At 35.3% G+C, this 24212-nt stretch carries 27 protein-coding genes; 17 read left to right on the top strand and 10 right to left on the bottom strand.

The genetic code is table 11. The features are described 5' to 3' along the window. The 3 genes from Q0770_RS09845 to Q0770_RS09835 all read left to right on the top strand — a co-directional run. The coding region (locus Q0770_RS09845) for an RHS repeat-associated core domain-containing protein (RefSeq protein WP_299116458.1) at nt 1-2766 on the top strand (2766 nt) is incomplete at its 5' end. Nucleotides 2767-2784: 18 nt separating this feature from the next. Next, nucleotides 2785-3507, top strand: a complete 723-nt coding sequence (locus Q0770_RS09840; protein ID WP_299116456.1) for a DUF4262 domain-containing protein — start codon at nt 2785-2787, stop codon at nt 3505-3507. Nucleotides 3508-3517: 10 nt separating this feature from the next. Then, nucleotides 3518-4006, top strand: coding sequence for a toxin-antitoxin system YwqK family antitoxin (locus tag Q0770_RS09835; RefSeq protein WP_299116454.1), 489 nt, complete (start codon nt 3518-3520; stop codon nt 4004-4006). Nucleotides 4007-4108: 102 nt separating this feature from the next. Here Q0770_RS09835 and Q0770_RS09830 read toward each other — a convergent pair whose 3' ends face one another. The 7 genes from Q0770_RS09830 to Q0770_RS09800 all read right to left on the bottom strand — a co-directional run bounded on the left by Q0770_RS09830 (nt 4109) and on the right by Q0770_RS09800 (nt 8565). Next, entirely contained in the window at nt 4109-4519 is a 411-nt protein-coding gene (locus tag Q0770_RS09830; protein WP_299116452.1) for a hypothetical protein, read from the bottom strand. After that, complete coding sequence (locus Q0770_RS09825; protein ID WP_299116450.1) at nt 4500-5054, bottom strand: hypothetical protein; 555 nt, start codon at nt 5052-5054, stop codon at nt 4500-4502. The genes Q0770_RS09830 and Q0770_RS09825 overlap by 20 nt, the downstream gene beginning before the upstream one ends. A 66-nt stretch (nt 5055-5120) precedes the next feature. Beyond that, a complete protein-coding gene (locus Q0770_RS09820; protein ID WP_299116448.1) occupies nt 5121-5741 on the bottom strand; it encodes a hypothetical protein in 621 nt (206 codons plus the stop codon). Further along, entirely contained in the window at nt 5710-5931 is a 222-nt protein-coding gene (locus Q0770_RS09815; protein ID WP_299116446.1) for a hypothetical protein, read from the bottom strand. Before Q0770_RS09815 ends, Q0770_RS09820 begins: the two co-directional genes overlap by 32 nt. Before the next feature lie 68 nt (nt 5932-5999). After that, nucleotides 6000-6803: a DNA adenine methylase gene (locus Q0770_RS09810; RefSeq protein ID WP_299116444.1), complete on the bottom strand. Its 804-nt coding sequence runs from the start codon at nt 6801-6803 to the stop codon at nt 6000-6002. 31 nt (nt 6804-6834) lie between these two features. Beyond that, nucleotides 6835-7302, bottom strand: coding sequence for a JAB domain-containing protein (locus Q0770_RS09805; protein ID WP_299116442.1), 468 nt, complete (start codon nt 7300-7302; stop codon nt 6835-6837). Nucleotides 7303-7383: 81 nt separating this feature from the next. Beyond that, nucleotides 7384-8565 (bottom strand): type IV secretory system conjugative DNA transfer family protein, encoded by a 1182-nt coding sequence (locus Q0770_RS09800; protein ID WP_299116440.1) that lies wholly within the window; start codon nt 8563-8565, stop codon nt 7384-7386. Between the two features lie 155 nt (nt 8566-8720). Here Q0770_RS09800 and Q0770_RS09795 point away from each other — a divergent pair, with 155 nt between their 5' ends. Both Q0770_RS09795 and Q0770_RS09790 read left to right on the top strand, forming a co-directional pair. Next, the gene (locus tag Q0770_RS09795) at nt 8721-10265 is read left to right on the top strand and encodes a hypothetical protein (protein WP_299116438.1); all 1545 of its coding nucleotides are present in this window, start codon (nt 8721-8723) and stop codon (nt 10263-10265) included. 9 nt (nt 10266-10274) lie between these two features. Beyond that, the gene (locus tag Q0770_RS09790) at nt 10275-11111 is read left to right on the top strand and encodes a M43 family zinc metalloprotease (RefSeq protein ID WP_299116436.1); all 837 of its coding nucleotides are present in this window, start codon (nt 10275-10277) and stop codon (nt 11109-11111) included. On the opposite strand, the gene Q0770_RS09785 is transcribed toward Q0770_RS09790, so the two are convergent. Both Q0770_RS09785 and Q0770_RS09780 read right to left on the bottom strand, forming a co-directional pair. Continuing rightward, nucleotides 11088-11987 (bottom strand): tyrosine-type recombinase/integrase, encoded by a 900-nt coding sequence (locus Q0770_RS09785; protein ID WP_299116434.1) that lies wholly within the window; start codon nt 11985-11987, stop codon nt 11088-11090. The two genes, Q0770_RS09790 and Q0770_RS09785, sit on opposite strands and share 24 nt — an antisense overlap. Nucleotides 11988-12380: 393 nt before the next feature. After that, a complete protein-coding gene (locus tag Q0770_RS09780) occupies nt 12381-13304 on the bottom strand; it encodes a site-specific integrase (RefSeq protein ID WP_299116432.1) in 924 nt (307 codons plus the stop codon). Nucleotides 13305-13429: 125 nt separating this feature from the next. On the opposite strand from Q0770_RS09780, the gene Q0770_RS09775 reads away from it, so the two are divergent. The 3 genes from Q0770_RS09775 (at nt 13430) to Q0770_RS09765 (ending at nt 15612) form a co-directional block, all read left to right on the top strand. After that, nucleotides 13430-13930: a hypothetical protein gene (locus Q0770_RS09775; protein WP_299116430.1), complete on the top strand. Its 501-nt coding sequence runs from the start codon at nt 13430-13432 to the stop codon at nt 13928-13930. A gap of 614 nt (nt 13931-14544) precedes the next feature. Then, a complete protein-coding gene (locus Q0770_RS09770) occupies nt 14545-15054 on the top strand; it encodes a hypothetical protein (protein WP_299116428.1) in 510 nt (169 codons plus the stop codon). Nucleotides 15055-15126: 72 nt separating this feature from the next. Further along, nucleotides 15127-15612: a hypothetical protein gene (locus Q0770_RS09765; protein ID WP_299116426.1), complete on the top strand. Its 486-nt coding sequence runs from the start codon at nt 15127-15129 to the stop codon at nt 15610-15612. An 11-nt stretch (nt 15613-15623) separates the two neighbouring features. On the opposite strand, the gene Q0770_RS09760 is transcribed toward Q0770_RS09765, so the two are convergent. Beyond that, a complete protein-coding gene (locus Q0770_RS09760) occupies nt 15624-18083 on the bottom strand; it encodes a pentapeptide repeat-containing protein (protein ID WP_299116424.1) in 2460 nt (819 codons plus the stop codon). 159 nt (nt 18084-18242) lie between these two features. Here Q0770_RS09760 and Q0770_RS09755 point away from each other — a divergent pair, with 159 nt between their 5' ends. The 9 genes from Q0770_RS09755 (at nt 18243) to Q0770_RS09715 (ending at nt 24043) form a co-directional block, all read left to right on the top strand. Beyond that, nucleotides 18243-18728: a hypothetical protein gene (locus Q0770_RS09755; protein ID WP_299116422.1), complete on the top strand. Its 486-nt coding sequence runs from the start codon at nt 18243-18245 to the stop codon at nt 18726-18728. Nucleotides 18729-18800: 72 nt separating this feature from the next. Then, complete coding sequence (locus tag Q0770_RS09750) at nt 18801-19061, top strand: hypothetical protein (RefSeq protein WP_299116420.1); 261 nt, start codon at nt 18801-18803, stop codon at nt 19059-19061. Nucleotides 19062-19063: 2 nt separating this feature from the next. Continuing rightward, on the top strand, nt 19064-20167 hold the full coding sequence (locus tag Q0770_RS09745) for a hypothetical protein (RefSeq protein WP_299116418.1): 1104 nt from the start codon (nt 19064-19066) through the stop codon (nt 20165-20167). A gap of 203 nt (nt 20168-20370) precedes the next feature. Next, nucleotides 20371-20880, top strand: coding sequence for a hypothetical protein (locus Q0770_RS09740; protein ID WP_299116416.1), 510 nt, complete (start codon nt 20371-20373; stop codon nt 20878-20880). 173 nt (nt 20881-21053) lie between these two features. Then, entirely contained in the window at nt 21054-22511 is a 1458-nt protein-coding gene (locus tag Q0770_RS09735; RefSeq protein ID WP_299116414.1) for a type IV secretory system conjugative DNA transfer family protein, read from the top strand. A gap of 2 nt (nt 22512-22513) precedes the next feature. After that, a complete protein-coding gene (locus Q0770_RS09730) occupies nt 22514-22693 on the top strand; it encodes a hypothetical protein (RefSeq protein ID WP_299116412.1) in 180 nt (59 codons plus the stop codon). Nucleotides 22694-22706: 13 nt separating this feature from the next. After that, on the top strand, nt 22707-23135 hold the full coding sequence (locus Q0770_RS09725; protein ID WP_299116410.1) for a hypothetical protein: 429 nt from the start codon (nt 22707-22709) through the stop codon (nt 23133-23135). Between the two features lie 99 nt (nt 23136-23234). Beyond that, complete coding sequence (locus Q0770_RS09720; protein ID WP_299116408.1) at nt 23235-23720, top strand: relaxase/mobilization nuclease domain-containing protein; 486 nt, start codon at nt 23235-23237, stop codon at nt 23718-23720. A gap of 17 nt (nt 23721-23737) precedes the next feature. Then, the gene (locus Q0770_RS09715) at nt 23738-24043 is read left to right on the top strand and encodes a hypothetical protein (RefSeq protein ID WP_299116406.1); all 306 of its coding nucleotides are present in this window, start codon (nt 23738-23740) and stop codon (nt 24041-24043) included. The last annotated feature ends 169 nt before the right edge of the window (nt 24044-24212 follow it).

Genomic DNA, 24212 nt, shown 5'->3' with positions numbered 1-24212 from the left:
GACGAAAACCATACCAGTGGTAATAATCATAGCACTGAAGAGTTTAAAGATGCTGAAGGCCGTGTGATTTTAAAACGTACCTATAATGCAGGTGTAAAACATGACACCTATTATGTCTATGATGACTATGGGAATTTGAGCTTTGTGTTACCACCATTAATGGATGCAGATACAGAAATATTAGTTAATGTTCAAGCTTCCTTGGATGAATTGGGCTACCAATACGTCTATGATTATCGCAACAGGTTGGTAGAAAAGAAAATACCAGGTAAAGGTTGGGAATATATTGTTTATAATAAGCTTGACCAACCTATTATGACACAAGATGCTAATCTCGATGCACTAAACACATGGTTATTTACCAAATATGATGCTTTTGGGAGAGTAACTTATACTGGTGAAATCGATAGAAATGCCTCTCGTACTACATTGCAGAACGAGGCTAATAGCGCTACTAGTGTCTATGAGAATAAACTCACTACACCTATAACACTCGCTAGTTATGCTCCTGTGTATTATTCTAACAATGCTTACCCAAATACAAACATCTCTGAAGTAAACACAATAAACTATTATGATAATTATACCTTTAATAGAGATGGTGGCCAATGGCAAGCTACTGCATACGGGGTTACTAGTATTGTATATCCTAAGGGATTAGCTACTGGAAGTAAAGTAAGAGTCTTAGGTACTACTGAGTTTATTACATCTGTTACCCATTACGATGATAAGGCGAGACCTATTAATGTATACAGTAACAACCCTTATCTCGATACTGTAGATGAAATAAAAAGTGAGTTCGCTTTTGATGGTACAGTCACAGAAACGACAACCACTCATGCGCGTACTGGGTTTAGTACTATAACTACGGTAGATACCTTTAGCTATGACCATATGAACCGTCTGATAGACCAACAGCAAACCATAAATGGTGGCACTGCAGAAGTGATTGTAGAAAACACCTATGATGAGTTGGGGCAATTAGAAAGCAAAGGTGTTGGTGGTCCTTCGACTGGCTCAGGAACCGGTGTAAGGCTGCAAACTGTAGATTACACCTATAACATCCGTGGATGGTTGAAAGAAATTAATGATGTGGCTAACTTAGGTACTGACCTCTTTGGGTTTAAGATTAATTATAATGAACAAGAAGGCGCTATTCAATTTGCTAACTTGTACAATGGTAATATCTCACAAACCATTTGGAAAACTGCAAATGATAATGAAAAACGTGGCTACTCTTATGAGTATGATGACCTCAACAGAATAGATAGAGGCATCATGCGCAAAGGAGACAATTTAGATGTTTATACCAGACATCATCTAAGAAGTGTGAGTTATGATAAAAACGGAAACATTGTAACCCTACAAAGAGATAGTAATGTTAATATTATGGATGACCTTACCTATACCTACGATGGTAATCAGTTATTATCTGTCACGGATGCCAATACCACACACCTTACTGAAGGGTTTATTGATGGTAATACTTCTGGAAACGATTATACCTATGATGCCAATGGTAATATGCTAAGAGATTACAATAAGGGTATTTCATCAGATATAGTATATAATCACTTAAATTTACCTGAGAGTATTTCGATAAACGGTAATGGAAATAACGGAACTATTACGTACATTTATGATGCCACTGGTGTTAAACAAAAAAAGATAGTGAGTAACGGTACCACGACATACTATGCAGGGAATTATATCTACGAAGGGAGTGCCCTTAAGTTCTTCTCACACCCAGAAGGCTATATAGAGCCTAATGGTAGCAACTTTGACTATGTCTACCAGTACAAAGACCATTTGGGTAATATACGTCTCGCTTACTCAGACACCAACAATAATGGTAGTGTTAATAGCTCTGAAATCAAAGAAGAAAACAACTACTATCCTTTCGGGTTGCAGCACAAGGGTTACAATAACGTAGTTTCTTCAAATTCAAATTCGGTAGCGCGCAAATTTAAGTATAATGGTAAAGAGTTAGAGAAGGCATTAGGTTATAAAATGTATGAATATGAAGCACGTCATTACGATGCTGCATTAGCTCGTTTTGTAACTATTGATCCATTAGCTGAAGATTATTCGTTTCAATCTTCGTATGTTTATGCAGTTAACGACCCAGTTCGATTTATTGATAAATTAGGAATGAGTCCTGATGATGTAATACTTCGTGGTGCTAACGGCTCCAGTATTACACTTGTCACTGACTTGGTGGATTTAGATATTGATGCGAGTAGTTTAGGAGTTGATTTTGGTGGAAACTATTCATTTGATGGGGAAGACATTCTTGTAGCGGGACTTGATATTGCAGGGATTTTTGACCCTACTGGCGCAGCAGATATTGCAGCTGGAAGTATTGAAATGAAAAATGGCAATTTCTGGAGTGGTATTGCAAGTTACGCAGGTGTTGCCCCTTTGATTGGTGATACTGCAAAACTTGGTAAAATACCTAAACACCTTAAAACTATCAACAAAGCTATTGACGGTGTTAAGAATCAGAAGAAAATAGCAAAAGCTAAAAGAGGGAAAGGTTCTGTAGATCCGAGTAAGCGTGATCCAAGGAGGACTTACACTAAGAAAGAAAAGCAAAAAAAGCTAGATGAGCAAGGAGGAAAGTGTAAAAACTGTGGCGAACAAAAAACAGTAGATCAAGTTGATGGTCACCATAGAAAGCGACATGCTGATGGTGGAAGAACAACAGAAGATAATCTAGAAGTTCCATGTAAGAGTTGCCATAAAAAGATACATAGTAAAGATTAAGTATATTAATTAAATTTTATGACCGATAAAAAATCTTTTAAGAAGAAAATTAAATCAAATATTGAAGAGTTTGGATATCATGTGACTTTAGTTACTAGTTCAACAGAACCTAGATATGCTTATACTATAGGGTTATATCAAAAATTCGGCTTAGAATTAGTATTTGCTGGTGGAATATTTTATATGAAAAACCAAGTACTTTCAATATTTAAAGTCATAATCGATGAACTAAATAAGGAAAAAGAGTTGTCTAAAGTTGATGTGCAAGGTTTGGGTACTTTTACTCTTTCTAAGGTTGACAAATCTTGGAGTGAATTAATGCTATTGGGAGTGTATGACTTTTTTGATATAGATGAATTTAAAGCAATTCAAGTTTGTCCTGATAAGGATCATTTTACTCTTGATATACCAGACTTATCTAAAAAGTTTGAGCAATCAACTGAACCTGTATGGAAATGGTTAAATAATGACTTGGAGTATCCAGTTTCACAAGATTTAACAGTTGTTACAAATCTTGATGCCTTACAAGGTGAGCCCATTACCGAAATAATGAGATGGGAAGAAGACGAATTTGAAATGTTTGCTGGTGCTGGACCTGATGTAGAAAAAGAAGATGTTAGAGTTGTTCCATTAGCAACAATTTTGAGTATTGATAATTCGATAAGTGATGCTCTTAAATTGGAAGTTGGTAAAGGGTTTTGGAGAGAAGATAGAGAAAGTAATTGGAATAATTGGGGTTAAAACTAAATAGATGAAAAATGTTATATTGAGTTTACTTTTATTAGTTCCCATAATGGCTTTAGGCCAAATAGATTTAAAAGGGGCTAAAATCACTTATGGTGCGGAAAATGAAAAATTACCAATAGTTGGTGATACAATTACGGAATATCACAATGATACAAATGCAATTAAGAAGTTAAAATTTAGAGATACTGAAAAGCTTACTATTATTGAATATAAAGATAATGGAGTTAAGTATAAGAAAGCTGTGTATTCTTTAGATAACTTGAAGTTTAAGACAGTAACTAAATATCATAGTAATGGAAATATAATTTTAATTGCCAACTATGATAATGGTATTGTAACTGGAGAATTTCAGAAATTTTATGAAAATGGAAACTCTAAATCAAAAGGAGTTTACAATAAAATGAAAAAGGAAGGAACTTGGAAATACTATGATGAAAATGGTAATTTTATAAAAGAAGAATTTTATAAAAATGGAGAATTAGTTGTAAATTAATTTACAATGAAAACATATATTATTATGTGAATTAAAACGGTATGTTTTCATAGAACCATAAAAAAACGCTCACTTGAAAAAGTGGGCGTTTTGCGTATTAAATTATTTCAACCAAATCTCTTCAGCTTTTTCAAATCCAACCCAATTAAAGTTTTCATCATAACCACGACACGCAAGTTCGTAACGGATAAATCTTTTTAGTGGAATTTTGGCATTCAATATAAAACGCAAAGTCTCTCCATGAGCTACAGAAAACATACCAGCGATTTCTTCAAAATGAGGTAATGGGTCATCATCCATTCGTATTTGCTGAATGTGTTGATAATCCATTTTTTTATAATCTACTGGCAAGTTCTCAAATCCACTTTTACTAAAGGAAGGATGGCTTGTTTGACAAACCGTATAATCACCTTTGCTACTTAGAACTACTCCATAGTTATCATCAAAGCGATGGTTATAGTTTTGCCATAAAGCAAGATCAATAGCTTTCTGCTTATTTGGAAACCGTATCATCTTTCTTTTTAGTTTGAGTCGTTTTACTCGGTTCTTTTTTGGCAGCTACTTTATCCTCTTTTGGCAATACACGTCCGTTTAAAGAAATGATATCAAGTTTTGACGATTTTGGATCGCTACCTTTTTTACGTAACAACTTTTGAGTATTAAAAAGCGAACGACATTTGATATTAAACTCGGAATACTTAACAGCTTCATCCTTGTTCTTTAAAGCATTTACATAACCGTCATATAATTCCTGATTGGTTAGCTGATTGTTTTTAGCTTTCATGATTAAATCAAGCGCTACAGATGCTATATTATTAATCCCTCTTAGAGGGTCAGAAAAACTAAATCCTAAAGCTTCAATTTTAGCGTGTTGTTTTTCATCAGCATATTTAAGTAATACCGAGATATCTTTTTGCTGTTCTTTCAGACGATTCACTATCCTTTGTTTTTCGTCTTTTGCAGTTTCAATTTTTGCCTCTACAGTTTGTAATAGGTCTTGGTCTGTTTTGATGTTTTCAATTAAAACATCGACAATAGTTGCATTCATAATATTTAATTTTAGTGGTGGCGAATCGCCACAGATTTGTATTTAATTTTTCTTGTTTAACACCTCTTAGGGTTCGATTTTCCAGAGTGATAATATTTTCAAATCACCTTTTTCAAATTTTTCTTGCGCAATACAACGTTCTAACTCTTCTTCCGCTTCTTCTTTTGTATCAAAAAAGAAGGACGGTTGTGTACTAACCACATATTTGTCTTCTTCTTTAATATCAGAAGTATAGATGGCAAATACACGTCGGGTCTTTCCGTGTTTGTATAAAATGGAGTAATAATTGCTGACGTCATAATCATCCCACTCTTCTACAGGTTTATCTCTCAAGTAATGAGTTGTAATGGGCATCCGCTCAAAGAAATCATCAACTTCAGCTTGGGTTAATTTCGGGACAAGGCTAATGTTACTTTTCCATTGTTCTATGACAAAGGCAAGTACATTAGCATCATCATTTAACAGCTGCAATAACTCGGTATCTGTTTTTTCAGTAAGCATACTCTTGTCGTAATTTGTATGTAGCCACAGTACCATTTCTATAAGTTCTGTTCTTGAGAATAAATTCAATAATTCAGAACTAATGTTGTGGTCTTCGTGACTTTCCATATTTACCATAAGAGCTTCTAAAAAGTAAAGGATTCGTTTACGTTCTTTAATTTTCATGGCTTTCGTCTTTAGGTTCACAATGGTTTTCAATAGTCGCCAAGAGGTGGTTGTAATCGCCACTTTTAGCTTCCGCTAGCACCATTTCGATTTCAGAAGTACTCCAGCCTTCCTTTTTTGCTTGTCTTTGAAATACGCCCATAATCATAAAGGCATTTCCGTTGACGCCAACCAAATCAAGGTTGACGGTCTTATCGATTACTCGTTTCATGTTTAATTGTTTTTGTTGTGGCACTTCGAATATGTTCAGTATAAACTGCCACGGATTAAAATTCATTTTTATTTTCTAATCTCGCTTAGCGAGAAGTTTGCAGTGAGAACCTCAGTTTTACGACCTCTAGGTTTATTTTCCTGTGCTTTTCGTGCAGAGAGTGGTTTGTCAAAAGTTTTGGTAAACCACCCGAATTGCTTAGTGTACTTTTCTAATGCTTCATTTGGATAAGAAGACAAAAGGAACTTGGCTTTTAATTTTGATAGAACTACTAATAAGTCTTCAAAATCTTGTTGGCTGAATCCTGAATAGTGACCTTGATTGCTGTTAGGATACGGCGGATCGAGATAGAAAAACACATCCTCACCATCACGGTTTTGGATGACTTTAAGCGCATCTAAATGTTCAATTTGAACATCTTCCAAGCGTTTAGCGATATTATCATTGAATAAGAGTTTCTTATTCCGAAACGCTTTAACTCGTTTTGAATATTTATCATAGCCCCAAGACCCAATCTGACATGAAAAGCCCATATTGGTTCCCACATAAAATGCCCAGGCACATTGTAGCTTTGAAAATAAATGTGGCATCCTATAAATGGCAAGTGCTACATTGTAAGTCGCTCTTGAAAACGGTGTACCTTCAATTTTTTCTTTAAGGTTTTTAAAGTCTTTTGACTTAACCACTTCGTAGAAGTTAACCACCATAGCATTTAAATCATTAATGATTTCAGCATCAGATTTATCTTTAGCAAATAGAATGGCGCCTCCACCGAAGTAGGGTTCTACATATACTTTATGCTTTGGAATAAGCGGAAGTATATGCTTTACCATGTTCAATTTTCCACCATAATAGGTTATACAAGTCTTCATAAGGATTTAAAAAAAATTAAGTCTTCAATATTTAAAGTACCTTCTCGTAAGCAAGGGATAAAAAAGATTCAGAGGTGAGGATTAGATGGTCTAGTAATTCAATGTCTAAAAGTTTACAGGCTTTTTTCAGCTTATCTGTGTAAGTCTTATCACTATCGGAAATCTTAAGGTTTCCTGATGGATGTGAGTGCGCCACGATAATTCGTGAGGCATTCGCTTTTAAGGCAATTTGTAATATTTCTTTGGTGCTAACAATAACACCACCCGTATTACCAACGGTCGATTCACTAATTCCAATCAATCGATGAGCCGTCGTGAGCGTTATTAGCCAAAAGCATTCTTTCAAATCCAATTGTTTTAGATTAATGCAGGAGCGCAAAGCTTTATCTGCATCTTCTGCGCAGGTAATGGAGACCATCGTATTAAAAAGTGGCCGTTTGTAGTGCAGTTCAATCTCAGAACTGCCTAACAAGTTTATGGAAGGTAATTCTAAGTTCATAGTATTAATTTTTAATGCCCACGATGGGCTTCAAAAGAAGTATTACAGAAAAGGACTTTAGAGAATATCCGTACTTTGTTGTCATAAAATCGCCTTATAATAAAGCGTTTTAGCAGTAAAGGGTTTGCTAGGCTTCCCATCAATCATAAGGGAGATAATGATTTCCTTGTTGGGTAAATACACGTAATCTCCGATGGTAAGTGGACTGTATTCTTTGAATTGCTGTTTTATCATATGCTCAGCATCCAACGCCCCAATACGAAAACAGATAATTGTCCCTACGTTCCCGAGAATTCCAAGCCGTGTTTTTTCAGGGATTTCTGCTAAATAATGGTGTGCAATATTGAGAGAAATATGGAACTTTCTTAGCTCCGAAAACATATCCGAAATATCCACGGTGTAGTATTGAAACTCATCTAAATACACATGAAAAGGATTGTGGAGGCGAGTCGATTCAGGTAAAACAACTCTAGCCATACCCGCATGTTTGATTCCAAAAATGAGTAGGGAACCAAGGATATGAACGACATCATTTCCGAGCAACCCTTTATTGAGATTGACCAAGACTAACTGGCGTTCATTCATTGCTCTATAAAGCGAAAGAGAATCGGGATTGTCTATCAAGAATCGTTTCACTACAGGGTGTGCCAAAAACGCTTCTACCTTACTGAGTACTGGAAGTAAGCTTTGTGTTCCAAGTTTTGGTAATTGTTTTTCAAGGAAGTTTCTAACGTCTTTATTAACGGTATGTTTAATACAAGCTTTACGGAAATCATCTTCTTGTAGAATCCGAACAATATCTCGAAGATTGGCTTTAGGTTGATCCAGGAGGCACAGAAGTACCATTCTTAGTGTATTCTCCAATCGGTCACCCCAACTACCACTCCATAATTTTTGGAAACTCTCCAAAATACCACTGGCAACTAAAGAGCGTTTTTCATAGGATACTTTCTTAAGCGGATTGTAACCAATAGCTAGTTTTGGATTGGGAAGGTCAATATAAAGGACATCTTTTTTACGGTGTTCGGGAATGTTCTCTACTAAAGTATGCACTAAATCTTGGTGGACATCACAAACATAAACACCCATACCTTTTTTAATATCCTGTAAACACATGGATAATATCAAATTACTTTTTCCTGATCCTGTTTTTCCAAGCACATATAAATGAAAAAAACGGTCAGCATTCAAAATACCGAACCGATGTTTCCAATCCCTAAAGTTGGTTCTTCCAATATAGGTGATGTCTTTTGGGGTATACATACTAGAAAAGTATAACTACTAATAGAGAAGTGAAATACTAGGGCTGTGTTGTCATTTATACCTACTATCGGGTACTTTTTCAATTATATTTTTTGATTAAATTGCCTCGTTTTAAGTATATTACGATTAAAAAACTAACCAAAAACCAATAATTTATGAAAATACATTACTTGTTAATTATAGGATTGCTCTTAGTCTCTTGCGATGACGATACAAAAGATGTAACCCCAGTAAGCTTAGATGATGCCTTTGAAGGCGTGAAAGATTTAGATAACTCTTCGGGCCTAAAATTAGTTGATGAGATAGCTAAAGAGGCTAATAATGTCACGCCATATTATTTTTTCAAAAGTTTACCTGAAAAAAGAGCCTTTAAAATATGGGAAGCTCGCAAATCTAATAAAGAAGGTCTTGTTCAATGGGAATGGACAACTCGAGATTCGTTAGCTATTGGTAATACAGTATCGATAGCTGCAAATAAGGATTTATCATTTGATGATTTTCAAAAATATGCCGTTCAAGCAAAATCTGGTTCCTACAAAACAGCAGATTTTGCGGCATATACCAGTGTTGATTTTAAAGCAACGTTCAATGATAAAGAATTAGTACAGTACGACACTATAAATATTAAACAGGAAATTGTTACTTTTTTCAGCCCAGAAAATTTTGAATGTGTACTTCCTAAAAAAATTAAAAAAAGATTTAAGAAGCGTAAAAACTGGATACCAAGTTCATTAAAATCTAACTTTAATAATCTTCCTGATGTAGCTTATAAATTAAATGATGCAAGCATTGCCGTTTTGTTAAATACTTTTTACATAAAGCCATCAGACGGTTCTGAAAAGTATCCAGTTACCGTGACAAGCTCGCAAACCTACTCTTCTTTTGATGTTCAAAAGTATATTGACGGTCAGCGTTCTAATTTTGCTTACTCATTAGATTGTTCTGGATATTTAAGTGCTGCATTCTCAGTAGATGCAAAAGCACCTATTGTAGATATTCAATCCTCTGCCCAGTCATCACTTGATAGGTCTAATTCAACTTTATTAGCAAGAGCATTCGTCTTTTCTCCAATCATTTCTGCCATTAGACCGAGGCAGTTTAATAAAGGTAACTATATGAGTGATAGTGAAAGATTAGACGTCCTAGTGTCTATATTGTCTTCAGTCGGAAACACTAATGATGATGATGTTCTTATGGTTCCACCTATTATGGATGTTTTATGGACTTCAAAAAAAGGAGAATCTAAATTTAACGGAGAAGGAAAGTTTACAGGTAATGCAGGCGGAGGTATTGGTATTGCTTCATTAAGTTTTAAAACTTCGGCAGGTGCAAGTTTTACACGATCAACGACTTTTACAGATTATGATTCATACCTGTTGAATTCTGAGATTATTAATAATCCAAGGCCTATTAAAATTGTCGAGATTAAAAATGAAATAAAAAAACTTACAAAGAATACTGTCATAACTAAACCATTAAGTGAGGTTGATGGTAAAAAAGTATTTACCGTCGGCATACCAGCATCTTTATGCGACTTAAATTGGACGATTGAAGAGTCAAATTTCACAATACTCTCTACACAGTCTAATGAAAAAGGTTGCGAATTCGAAATACTAGCTCAAAATCCTAATGCACCAATTGCAACTTTAAAATGTATAATTGAGGGCGTTGAACTAAAGAAAAAAGTATTGATCCAGTAAAAAAGTAATATGAAATATTATCAACCAATTATTTTAAGTATTCTCCTATTGTTTATTTCAAATTTAGCTCTATCGCAAACTAAAAACTCTCTTGATGATGGTAGAACAATTAATATTCCAGTAGTTTTTCACATTATTTATTCTAATAAAACATATACTGTATCTGACGGTAAGCCACATCAAAATGAAAACATCCATGATGAAGCTATATTACGTGAACTGAAGGATTTAAACTTGGATTTTAGAATGAAAAACGACCTTTCCTTTGTCGAAGAAGAATTCAAAAATATTATTGGAAATCCTAATATCAATTTTCATATTGCTGATACCATTTTACAAGAAGGTGGAAGTAAAGGAATTATAAGAAAGTTTCATCCTACAGGGACAAAGTTTATGACTAATGTGAGCCCCTTAGTACAAAAAGACAAGTACTTAAATGTTTATATAGGAAACAAGGGGAATGTGACTAATCTTAACGGAGATTGGATTAATCTAAATTTTAGCCAAATAGGTGAAAACACCCATGTCCTTACGCATGAAGCTGGACATTGGCTGGGTTTATACCATATTTGGGCAAAAGTAGGAAGCTGTAGTAGATTCAAGAATTTCTTTGCTAAAAAGGATGATGGAATTGATGACACGCCTCCTCAAAAAAGATGCTCGGATTTATCGAGAAAATCATGTCCACCAAAAAACAGAGCGGTTAAAAAGGGAACAAAAGCAAATTGGAATAATTTTATGGACTACTCAACTTGTAGATGTATGTTTACGCAAAAACAAGCTATTAAAATGCGAAATAACATTATAGAGAAAAGGTTAAAACTATTTAATAGTAGTAGTCTCTAGAGGATGTTTAAATAATTGACCTCTTAGGTGTTCTGCTGAAGCTGATAGATATAAAGTTGTTGTTTTGATATCACTGTGTCCCATCATTTTGGAAAGACTGTAAATATCGCAACCACCTTCCAGCATTAGTGTTGCAAAAGTGTGCCGTAAAATGTGAGGTCTAAAATAAATACCACAGGTCTCACGGATACATTTAACCAATCGTCGTAATCCAGCATCTGTATAACCTTGATTTAGATGATAGGAGGTAAAAAAAGACGTACATGTTTTCTTCATGTTTTGACGCTCTTTTAAATAACGTTCTAAAATGTTCGCAAGTTTGAAACTCATTGGAACAATGCGTTGCTTTTCTCCTTTTCCATTTATAAATAGTGTTCGATTTTCAACATCAACATCTGTAAGGGTGAGTCTTAGGAGTTCATCCTTACGAATGCCAGCAAAAATAAACGTGGCAAAAATAGCGTGGTTTCGATAGCGTAAAAATGGTTTAGTATATGGATAATTAAGTGTAGCCTCTAGAATAAATGCAGCTTGTTGTTTGGATAGGTTTTTAGGTAAGGACTTCGGAATCTTTGGGAGCTCCAACCCTTTCACATAGTTTTTCTCCATGTACTTATTAGTAACTGCCCAATCAAAGAAAACAACCAAAGACATATAATTTGTTCTGTAAGTAGTGGCTTTCCACTTCCTATGAATACGTCCTTCAAAGAAAAAGGCTAAAACATTTTGGTCATTAATTTCACTCATAGTAGTAATCTTTGAGCGTGAAATGAAATGACTAATATTATGTTTATAACGTTTGATAGAATTATCTGAGACCCCTCTGATAAATTTTGCATAACTACAAAAATCCTCTAGTAACTGTTCGATGTGCATAAGTAATATTGACGATGCATCGGACTACTAGAGGATGTTAAGGGCATGTATAGAAAATGATGTGATCATTCTAAGCGTTTTTAAAGCTCATTTAGCTTTAAAACACTTATATAATAGGGGGTTTAAGAACAATAGATGCGCTCGTGGGTACTACCACGAAATTATCAGTGACGCGCTCTAACCACCTGAGCTACACGCGCTGAAATAATGGTATTTTATAAGGGTTTTAGCCTACCTGCCTCCAAAAACATAGCTTTAAAGGTGGGTCACATCACCACGGAGGGTGATGTCAAAAAAATACAGCATTACAGCTTAAGTAGTCGATGCATTATCGGTTAAGTTAACGTCTAATGAATACGACACCTCAAATATTACACGAGCTTTTAAAAAAAATCAATACGACAATTTTTCAATATAACCCCGAGCCTGTTCAGGGGTAATTGATCGTAAATAGCGCTCCGTCATCCTTGTTGTTGAATGTCCTAGTGCTTTCATAATAGTAGCTATATCTGCTCCAGATTGTGCTAAGGAACAGGCAAAAGTATGTCGTGTTTGGTGAATATGAAAACGAACTCCCGATAGCTTTCTATATCGCTCTACCCAATGTTTCAGACCATAAATGGACAATTGGGCATCCTTGGTGGTAGAAATGATAATATACGGGCATTTTAAGCTTCTGAGACGTCGCTCTTTTAAGTGCGACTCTACTTGATGGAGCAATTCGGGATGCAAAGGTATGAATCGATTTTTTTTACTTTTTGAAGTTTTGGCATTTACTCGAATGGTCTTACTTCGTAGATCAATATCTTGGATTTGTAATCCCAACAATTCTCTTCGACGAAGTCCAGAGTAAATACAAAAGCTAATAATGAGCATATCACGCTGAAACATCAAATAATCATCCATAGTGTGCAAACCTATAGTAGCTATAAGTTTAGAAATATCCTCATGCGAAAGTGCCCGCTCATCTTCATATACTGGTTCTGGTGGTTTGGGAATTTTATCCGTAACGCCTTTATCCATATACTCAAAATGTTCCAGCCATCTGAAATATGCCATTAGTTTACTGTAATATGTTTTTATTGTTGAAGGTCTTAGTGCGCCACGTACCATTTTTCTACCAACGAGACGTTCTCTGGTTGCCAAGCGTTTATAAAATAAGGAAAGCGTGTGGGGTTGTATATCTTTCGGACTTTTAAGCTCAGGCATTACTTTAATGAAACATTTAAAAACAGCTTGGTAACTTTTCAGCGTATCTGGTCGTAGTTGTTTGGTGTACATGCAATCTGATATGTAGTTATCAAATAGAGTTTCCAATGGTTTCTGATTTGGCATACTTCCATACTAATGCAGATAAAACAGCTCGTATATCCGTACCAGGTTGTCTAATTGACAACCCAGCCAGCATATATTTTTAGCTCTTATATAGTTATGCTAAATCTATGGATTATACCGCCACAACAATGACTCCGAATCGTTTGTACGGTCTGCTTAAGTCTTTAAGCGAAAAGGAGCTAAAACTCCTTTTGATTATTATACGCCAAACCGCAGGATGGATAGAAAGAAAAACAGGGAAGCGTAAAGAGCGTGATTATATCAGTCACCGTTTTTTTATGAATGCCACGGGCTTATCCTCAAAGTCTGTCTCTAATGGGTTGGGTTTGTTGCTTCAAAAGAATCTGATTTCTATTGAGACTGCTTCTGGAATAGAAATTTTAACAGAAGTACAACGCCAATCGCGTTGCCGAAAATTTTACCGCTGTTTGCTGTTTGAAAAAGAAATACCGGTAAAACCTACTGTAGACAAGCAGTCAATTTTACGGGCAACAAAACTAACACCTACAAAACTAAAGCCTCTTCAATTCAAAAAAATAAAACAGGGACATCGAAGACTTACAGACCTAGAACGTTACCAACAGATTATTGGACGTTCTGTCAAATAACGTGGTATACTAATAAAAATACTCTTGTCAGTTTGTATTTATTGTTGTTTTAAGAATGCTTTGCATTCGTTCCTTAAACAATGGTCATTACAACTTGTAGTTGGCTTACATCTTCTAAAAGTGGTCTAGTTGCCATTTATACACGGCACTATCCACGAATATTAGAGTAACCCAGAAAAAAAATTGTCAATTTGACAACTTCGTACGGGTATATTGCCATGAGAGATTAAGCTATAGTATAAAAAGCGTTGAATCGTAACACTCAACGCTCTTTATATTTATGCAGACAAAAATAAATTCATTTTCCAAATACCGCAACGATTCCAGTGTGCCACTGGCTGACGTTGCGTTTCTATTAGCATTGGACAAGGGCAACCTCTCAAAAATTGAGAAAGGACATAGACAGCCAGACCCTCGAACCATATTGTTGTACCACATACTCTTTGGCGCCTCGTTAACCGATCTTTTTAGCGAGCAATTGGAACTGCTCAAGAAGATGATCCAGCGAAGAAGTAAGACACTTATCAGTCGATTGGAAACCGACAGACCCCCAAAGAGTATTCAAAGAATATCATACATCAAATCTTTTGTCAATACCTTAACAAAATCCGACCATGAATGTTAGTCTTTATGAAGACCGACACGAACGTGTCTTGGGGATATACCCAAATTCTTATGGTTTTGGTTTTGCACTGATGCAAGGCGCATTGACCTTAATTGATAAAGGGATGGTCAAGATAAAGCCAGCCTGCAATACCACAGCTATGACCAAGATTAAAGAGCTCATTGATAAGTACGAACCAGAGCGGGTTATCCTTGAAGATTTTCAGGCCAATCGTCTTGGAAAGTCAGCACGTATCAAACAACTGATTCGAAGCCTATTGTCATATTTAAAGGCAAAAGACATTCCTGCTTCCCAATATTCAAGAGAACAGATCCGATTGGTGTTTGCCATTTGGAATGCCAATTCACGCTATGAGATTGCTGAAGTCATAGCACGGAACATTCCAAAACTTAAAATGCTCTTCTATGACAAACCCAAATACCCAAAATCTGAAGTCTACCAATCTGGACTGTTTGATGCGGTATCGATTTGTATTTGCCACTATTATTTAACCACTTGAACCAACACATAAGGTGTTGACAAATATTTTTATAATGCTATGATAATGAGGAATTTAAAAAAACAGTTCCTTATGACAACTTCATCAAAATCTTTAGAAATAACTTATAAAAACGGGGTGTACCAATTTACATCAGATAGTCCTCTGGAAGAGCAAACTTCTTTCAAAAGTTTAAAGGAACTTCCTAGCTTTCTCAATGACTGTGAGTCAAGACATAATTTTGTCACAGAAAGTAAGGATGTGAAAGAAGAATTCTTCACCATCATCTATTATAATAAAGATAATGAGATGATTGGATTTTCTGATTACCGACGTCCATTTACAGTAGAGACTGATATTACTACGGTAATGCGAAATACTCTTATGGTAGATGCAAAAGGTGTTGTGATTGCTATTACAAGGCCTAGTATCAATTTTCGTCCCAAAAAAATGACACGAAATCATTATGTGGAAGCTTTAAAATTAGATGAAGCCTTATCTACCGTAAGTATTTCGATGTTAACCTATGTTGGTTATGATTATTTTAGTGTAGATTATGCCACCGACAAATCAATTTAACAAAAGCCCGATTATGGGCTTTTTTTCTTTTCTACTTGTTTTTTAAAGTTAAGAAGTTTCAGATATAAGCTGTCTTTTAGGTAAAAATGATTTTTATCATCAATAAAAATTAATCTCTTTTCCATATCCTCAATGAATTCAAATTTCGTTCTGATATCTTTTTTTTGACCATAAACTGCTATTGGTAACGTATTTAACTTCTTGTCATTAATGTATTCTTCGAAGGTCATTTTCTTACCCCAAGATTCCATGTCATTACTCATAATAGGATAATTTACTTTAGTCTCTAATAATTTCTGCTTTTCACTATGAAGCTTATTGAAAAAGCTGGATTCATCAATCAGAATACTATCGACCATCGTCGTTTTATCAAAGTACACATCTCCAGTAGTCAATCTCATATCGATATCATACAACCTAGAATCCTTAAAAAACAGTTTTTGGAACGTTGAACCTTTAAAAGAAACGCCATTTATCTTCGAGGAGAAACTTACGTTATAGAATTTACAGTTTTCAAATGAAGCGTAGAGAGGATGGTTTTCCAAAACCACCCTTTCAGGGCATTTCATATTATCAATATTTCCAAGTCCATAACAGTAGAAATCCTTTCCTGAACTTATAAAAATTGTATCTGAACTTTGGATAACTTTATCTTTCCAGAGATAATTTAAATAATGCGTTATGGCATATTCGGAGTAATAGTTATCATTGGTACGTACCGTATAACTCACTAGTGTACTCTCTTCACTTTTCCAATTTTCTATATATTTAGGTAGTGAATAGTTTTTTCCTATCAATCTAAAGTTTTTGTCTAAAAATGGTATTTCCTTTTGAGATGGACTCAAAAATACTTGAACAGGATTATAAAAATCATGTACCCAAGTTCCTTCTAACGATTTGTATTCTTCGTTAAAAAAAGAGTTTGCAGCATATTTATTCTTACCGAATTTAAAGTCAGAGTATCGATATCTACTGTATATTTCTTTTGATCCCAAGAAAGAATTATGGAATGTTGTTGTCTCTGAATAGGTATCAATCGGTTTGTTGCCGATAGTCTTCATATCAGTAAATGCATCATTATAAAGATTGTATGGTAAGAGCATACTATTATTAAAAATTGCACCTCGAAGATCAGAATCAATAAAACTTCCATAAATGGTATCATTCTGAAAGTTAGTATTCTTAAAATCAGAATTCACGACCTCGATAACTCTTTGCGAACCTGAAAAATTAGCGTTTACAGCACGACTCCAGTAAAACAGGGTATTAGTAACTATAGCATTCCTAAAATCCGCGCCACTAAAATCCGCAAAAAGCTTTGCTCCAGTCAAATTACAATTTTCAAAAAGAGATTCTTTCAAGTTTGGACGATTGAAGGTTGCTATTAATAATTTAGCGTTTTTACCGTGATTTCCTTGAATACCTTCGATAAACCGAATAAGATTAATGTTAGATAAGTCTATGTTAGAAAAATCTCCATAGGAAAAATCAGCTTTATCAAATATTTTTCTATAGGTGTCATTAGAAAGTTTGAGTTGTATTAGGTATCTAAACAAATCAGCTCGTTCTCGGCTTAAGGGCGTATCCAATAACTTTTGATTGTATAGATATCTGTAGGGTTTTAAATTACCTGAAAGCGAGATTATTTTATCTATGGTAGTTTTAGAAAGAACATTGTCTCCTTTCTTTAATTCTTCTTCAATGGTCTTATACAATTGATTTAATTGACTAGAATATCCACTATGAAGCATTGTTGCGTTACTTAAAATACGCTCTTCTTCAAGAGCCTGCTCTTTTAATTGAGATTGTTTTTCTAGATAATTATATCCAAAATAAACAACTATCAATATGCCCAACACAATTAAACCAGTGCGTATCCATGTTTCTTTTTTTAATGGTTTTTCTTGTTGAACCTCAGGCCGTGATTCGGAAGTTTTTTTTGATTTTGAAAAAGAAAAAACGTTGCTTTCTTTGAATACAGGCATCCATTTCCCCTTATTTTCTTGTAAAAAAGCCAATCGCCATTTAATACCAATTTCTGCTTTAATGGAAAAAAGGTCTATTTTTTTTAAAAGGGTATTTATAAGAATCTGAGTTCCCTTGAAAGATTCTCCTTTTGTTTTTTTGATATCAATCCATTCAAATAAAGTTTCCAATTTCTTCAGCTGATAAACACGCTCGTCTATATTATTGGAAAAATCTTTTTGAATATTATAAAAGAAATAAATGATAAAGGCGTGCAAGCCTGCCAATTTCATATCTCCCGTGAGGAGATATTTTGATAACCTATCATGTCCAGATATAGGTTTAGGATTAATGTTACTTGGATTTATTTTCCAGTCGCTATAAACATCGTCTACACAGCTAGAAATATGTCGTCCGATGGTGGTGTGCTTTTCTGTATGTTTTACGTCTTTATCAAGATTGTAAATGAGCTTCTGAAACTCATCTATTTTTTCATTTTTTATCATTCAATAATCGAATTTTGACTCTCTTTTTCCTCCTTTTTTAGTGTCGACTGATTTTCCTCCTAAAATAGGCTAATCGACAACTTTGTCGACAACTCTCAAGACGAGTAAAACCGCTTATCGTCAGCATATTGTGACTGTAAAAATTAAACATTAGTAGTCATGAGAAAAAGCGAAAAAGTTACAAAAAAAACTTCAAATAAGAAATCTAAAGGTTTCTTCAAAAGATTAGAAGACATTCACACATTAATTGATGCTCCAAGATTTAATCAAGAGTTAGTGTCTGAATTCTTAGGCAGAATCAAACCTGACTATTTAAGTCCATACTATAAAGTCTATAACCTTTATTTGAATGCTAAGTTTCATTTTAACTGTTATAAGCAAGAAGATGCTATTGAGCATTTAGAACTAGCAAGTGGTCTATTAGATTCTATGGATGCATTAGCATACCAAAAAAAAGTATGGATTAATAATCCTGATCATCACTTCACTAGAGCATACATTAAATTTCTATTAGCTACCCTCTATTGGGATAAAGATAGCTCTCCATACTATTTAGAAAAAGCAATTCGAATTACGGATTGCAGTTTAAATCACCATCCAAAACATAAGGGGTTCATTTGGCTGAAAAATCAGTTTGCGGCATAGAACCCCCTAGCAACAGCTCCAACTGGAGTTGTTGCCTCTTTTCAATTTCACAAATCTTTAAAACTACTAGTTATGACCGAACATAGCAAAATTACCCTTGATGAGTACATCAATAATCCAGTGCAATGCGAAAATCAATATCTACATCTAGCACCATTGGAAATATTAGAATCCACAGCATGTGAATCTATTCAACTTCTTTTTGATTCAGAGTTCAAACAGCATTGTGTTTTAAGTTCTTCCTCACTTGTTTACGTAGAGGATTTAATGCAAGCCAAGAAACTCTATCAAAAGCAAATCTCAAAACTAAATAATTCACTTAAATCCAATTAATTATGAAAACTAAAGTTAAAAACAACGTATCGGAAAACAACAGCATAACTGTGTTCCGATACAAGATGGAAGACTTGGAAAAAAAATTAATCCAAGAGCATGAGGCTATTAAAAACGAAATAGCGATTCCTTTAGGTAAAGACCTAGGGAATATGAAACCTAGTAAGCCTGAAGAGGGCTGTGAAAAAGATGTCTATAGCGGTGTTATTAGCGGTGCGTACTCTAAAATGATGATGACGGCAAAAAAGGAATTGCAGTCCGATATTGAATCCCATCATATTTTAGCAGACAAAGAAGAAGCGGACAGGAAGCTAAAGGAACTAGAGACCGAACTGGAAAAGAAAGAGACGGATTACCGTCTCAAAAAACGTGAACTAGAAAAGTGTGATAATACTTTAAAAAAGAAAGCACAGCGCTATAAGTGGACAAGGCTTATTTTATTATTCCTAGTTCTGGTAGACACGCTTATCTCAGGAACTGCACTTCAAGCCATGGGCTATCCGCTTATTACCTCTTACATCATTGGATTAGCCATTGGTATCGGGATTTTCTTCACGGCTGAACATCTGCCCGAGATTATTGATAAGGGTAAAACACTTTGGCAAAAACGCTTAATTGCTTTTACGGTTTTTACGGTGCTTTTTATAGTGTTTTATGTACTCGGTATTTTCAGGACTACCACATTTAGAGGCAATGAGGTCTTTGGTAATGGCGCGGGACCGTTTTATTTCGCTTGTTTAAATCTTTTCTTCACAGCAGTTGCAACTCTGGTAGTCTACTTTGCTGGATTAAGTCGAGCTGAAAAAAAGATATGGGACAAATACCGTATTGCCGAAGACGAGGCTAAGGCACTTAAACTTGAGGTTGTAGAGCTTAAGGAAAAGATTGCCGAAGTGCGCAAGCAACAAAAAGAATCTGAATTGGCACGAAAACAAATTCAGATTTATGCAAACGATATTCAAGAATTGATCCAGAGACTGTTTGAAGAAGCACAAAAGACCTTTTACAGCACGAACTGTATTCATCGCTCAGATGGAAAAGTCCCGAAGTTTTTCGAGGATGACATTCCATTACTTCCATCATTCTATAAAGGTTTAAACATATAGTTATGAGAAGTTGGATATACATACTGGTGATTGGGCTGACGATGTCAGCCTGCACCGACTCGAAGCAAACAGGAGTTACCATTTCTGTTTTAGAAGATGTTACGGAAACTGATTTTCTAGCGACCCCCAAAGCACAATCATTAGTTTCGAAGTTTGATTTGTTTGACAATCCTTGGCAATCCGCTAGGTTTCGCTATGGAACGATGAATAGTCTGGTTCATAATAGACGTTCGGAACTACATATTGAAGGAGCTACAGCATTACTGGGTAACCAACTGGTACGTGATGTTGAAATAGCCACATTCCAAAAGGGAATAGATAGTATTTTAAACATTCCAAAGAATGATAAGGTCTACAACTATTCCTCTATTTGGAAGCCACTAGTAGAGGAACTAAAGCACCTACAGAAGGACACTATCAGGCAAACAACGCTATGCGTTTACTCGGATTTACAGGAGAACAATGGCAACTGGTTTTCGGTACATCGCTCTGCAGATTTAAAACTACTCGAAACGAATTCCGAAAAGGTCAAAGCTTTGTTTTTACAACGTGCTTCAGGTATTCTAAAGGGTAGTTCTAACATCAACGTCGTTGTGGTGTATCAACCACAAACCATGAAGCAGGACAAAGTCTTTGCAATGATGAAAAAGTTGTATTCAGAAGTCTTTGCTGAGATGGACATTTCTATTGAGTTCGTATCCCATCTAAATTAAATTCAGCGATATGAAAGCAATACTAACACTATTACAATTCCTCTTCAAAATTGTTTTGATCTGCGTGTACACCGTGACACGTGGATTGGAACTCTTTTTAGAGGCGTTCAATAACGCATTTCAAAAGCTACTTGGAAAATAGACCTCAAAGAGGCAGTTAAAAATTTTAAACGATGACTATTAAAGATTTCAGAATACTGGCTATGGAAAGAACGGGAGAGTTCTTAGACGGCATTTTAGATAAGATTGCAGGCAAAGACCACCGTCTCAAGGCTGACTTTACAAAAGCTTCGAAACTCATATCTGCAAGGCATAAAGGCTTTTCTGTTACAGGAAAAAAACATTTGTCAGTGCAGCAGTCGCGCAACAATATGGTGGTTGTTTCGCCAAGTGGTGGTGGTAAAACTACCACTATAATTTATCCAACTATTTTCAACATTGGAAATGATAAAAGTGGTGGTTCAATTGTGATTAACGATCCGTCAGGAGAATTGATCAAGACTCGAAATTTCTTATTACATCGTGGTTATAAGGTCGAAGAAATCAATTTTGGAGACAAGACCAATTCATTGTATTACAATCCGCTTCATAGAATTCAAACAAATGCGGATGTAAACAAAGTAGCAAGTATGCTCGTTCGTGCTACAAGCAAAGATTCAGACTTCTGGACGCTTAAAGCAACGGAACTCATTGGACTTTGTATTCATCATTTAAGTGCTACTGAACCACGTATCCATCAGAATTTGGCTAATGTGTATAGAATACTAGAAACACTGGCTGGAGAACCAGAAGTAATTGATGCCTATTTTGCGGATACGACTCCGAAACATCTATGGCGTAAATTCCTTTCATTAATGGGGAATTCCGAAAATACTCGTGCAAGTATCATCAGCTCTGCTCAGGCATCTTTAGCCTTTTTAGGAGAAGACGAAACACTATGTGACCTAACTTCTGTCGATACATTCAATTTCGAACAATTACGCAAAGAAAAAGTAGCGGTGTTCCTGCGCTGTCCGTTATCAGACATGCAGTATTACAGCACTATTTTAAGCATTTTTTGGGAGCAGTATTTTTCGCACGTTTTCAGAAGTTTACCCAGTAAAGATGATAATGATGTGTTCGTTATTTTGGAAGAACTCTCCAGTCTACATCTACCAAATTTGGCAAACGTGATATCCAATTCTCGTAAGTTTTCTATGCCAATAATGGGTGTAATTCAGTCGGAGAATCAGCTATATAACAACTACGGTATTCATAATGGTAAAACCATTTTAAACAATGCCAATGTAAAGGTGTACTTCACAGGGCTTTCGGATGAGAGTCGTGCTATCTCAGATACGCTCGGTGTGTATGAATATCAAGATGACAGTGGTTATAAGCGTATAAGAACACTTATGACACCAGACGAAGTACGCACAATGCCTAAAGACCAAATTCTTGTCGTTCCAAGTGGTATGCAACCGCTAAAGTGTAAAACCATTCCTTTTTACAAACAATCTAAGCTAGTCCACTATATGGAACTTGAAGCTCCCATTAATGCTGAAGTATTGAATATGGAATATACAGCGCAATACATTGATTTTGAAACCTACAGAGATGATAACCAAACTCCAAAAAACAAAAACAAATAGCAATGGAAAGATATACAATCATACAAACCATCAAGAAAGCCATCTTAAAAGGTGAAAGTACTTTTCAAGGTATTTCACTTCCAAGTAAACAAAGTGCAGGCACTTATTTTCAACAAACTACCTATGCTCAAATACAGGCGCAAAAAGTATATGAACAACACTTTGTAAAATTCAATCATTAAAACTTCTATGACTATGCAATTCAATAGTATTTATGAGTATTTGGATATGGTGTTTGAAGCAAATACCAATCCTACCAAAGCAGAAATTATCGAAGCCAAAAAACAATACTATAAGCTTTGGCACAAAGCGTATAACCGTAAACGCAGAAAAACCCGTAAAGAGTTTAGGCTTGGTTTTGATATTAATACACTGGGGCGCATCAAACGAGAAAAAGGAACCAGAACCGTCTCGAAATATTTATATGACGCAGTGTTTAACGCCTTAGACGGTGGTTCAAAATCAGACTTTGATAATGAACAATTAGTAACCATACATCAAAAACTGATGCAATTGATTGCACTTGTAGAGCAAGTGCTAGACAGCGGAGAATCTCTAGAGTTAGAAAATTTACTGGAGCGCATCGAACAACTGGAACTTCAATTTTCAAAGCTAACAGCATAAAAGGTGATTATTAAAAGTAAGTCCATAAAAAGTAAAACCAATCTGTCTAATGTCCTGCGGTATATTTTGGTAGGACACGATCTGACAGATTCGGGTTTTGTGTTAAGTAGATCCATTCGTGGCGATAGAAAGTACCACAAAGAACTTATACAATTTAAAGGAAACACGACACTTGAAACAGCCGTTTTAGAGGCTCGTATCGACAATATGCTAACTCAGTTCGAAACTAATAACGAAAAGCGGTTAATTCCGCATAAAAACGGTAACAGGGCGTATCACGAAATCATTAGTTTTCACGCCAATGATTCTAAAAATTTGTCCAGGGATGCCATGCTAGATGTGGCTAGAACCTATGCTAAAGAGCGTAGCCCAAATTCACTAATGGTTTTTTCGTTGCATAGAAATAAGACCCATTTACATATTCACGCTATTGTTTCTGCTGTAGAGCTTGGTGGAAAAGTAAAACGCCTGTCTAAGAATCAATTCCGTGAACTGAAACAAACCATGGAACGCTATCAAGAAAAGCACCTACAACTTGAGCATAGCAAGGTAAATCATTCAAAAAAAAAGAACCATCGCTTCTAAAAGATGCGGAATACCAATTGCAACTCCGTACGGGAAAACTCTCAGAAAAACAGCAACTGCAATTAGACTTGGCTGAAGTCTATGACAAAGCTAAATCATCAAATAAGTTTATTGAACTACTTAAACAGAAAGGACATCAGATCTACCAACGAAATGGAAAAGATGTCGGTATTAAATCAAAACGGAAATACCGTTTTAAAACTCTTGGGTATCCAATGGAAAAACTACAATTATTGGATAAAAACATCATTCGTAATCAGCGTTTATCACAAGTTAGAAAACTACGAAATAATCGTTCTAAAGACAGTGATCGAGAACGGTAATCATTAGTATTTGGATAATACAAAAACAGCTAACAGGGTGCATTTCTGTTAGCTGTTTTTGGTTTGGGGTTCTAGGGTCTCCCTAGCAAGATAGCACCTTAACCTTAGTGTCGACAGACCTTATGGCTTAAGGTGCAATCTTGCCACGATGTCGCTAAAAGGAATCACT

This window comes from uncultured Winogradskyella sp. (assembly GCF_947501905.1).
GTDB lineage: Bacteria > Bacteroidota > Bacteroidia > Flavobacteriales > Flavobacteriaceae > Winogradskyella.
Note: the sequence above shows the minus strand (reverse complement) of the source record. Positions and strands in the feature narration are given on the sequence as shown.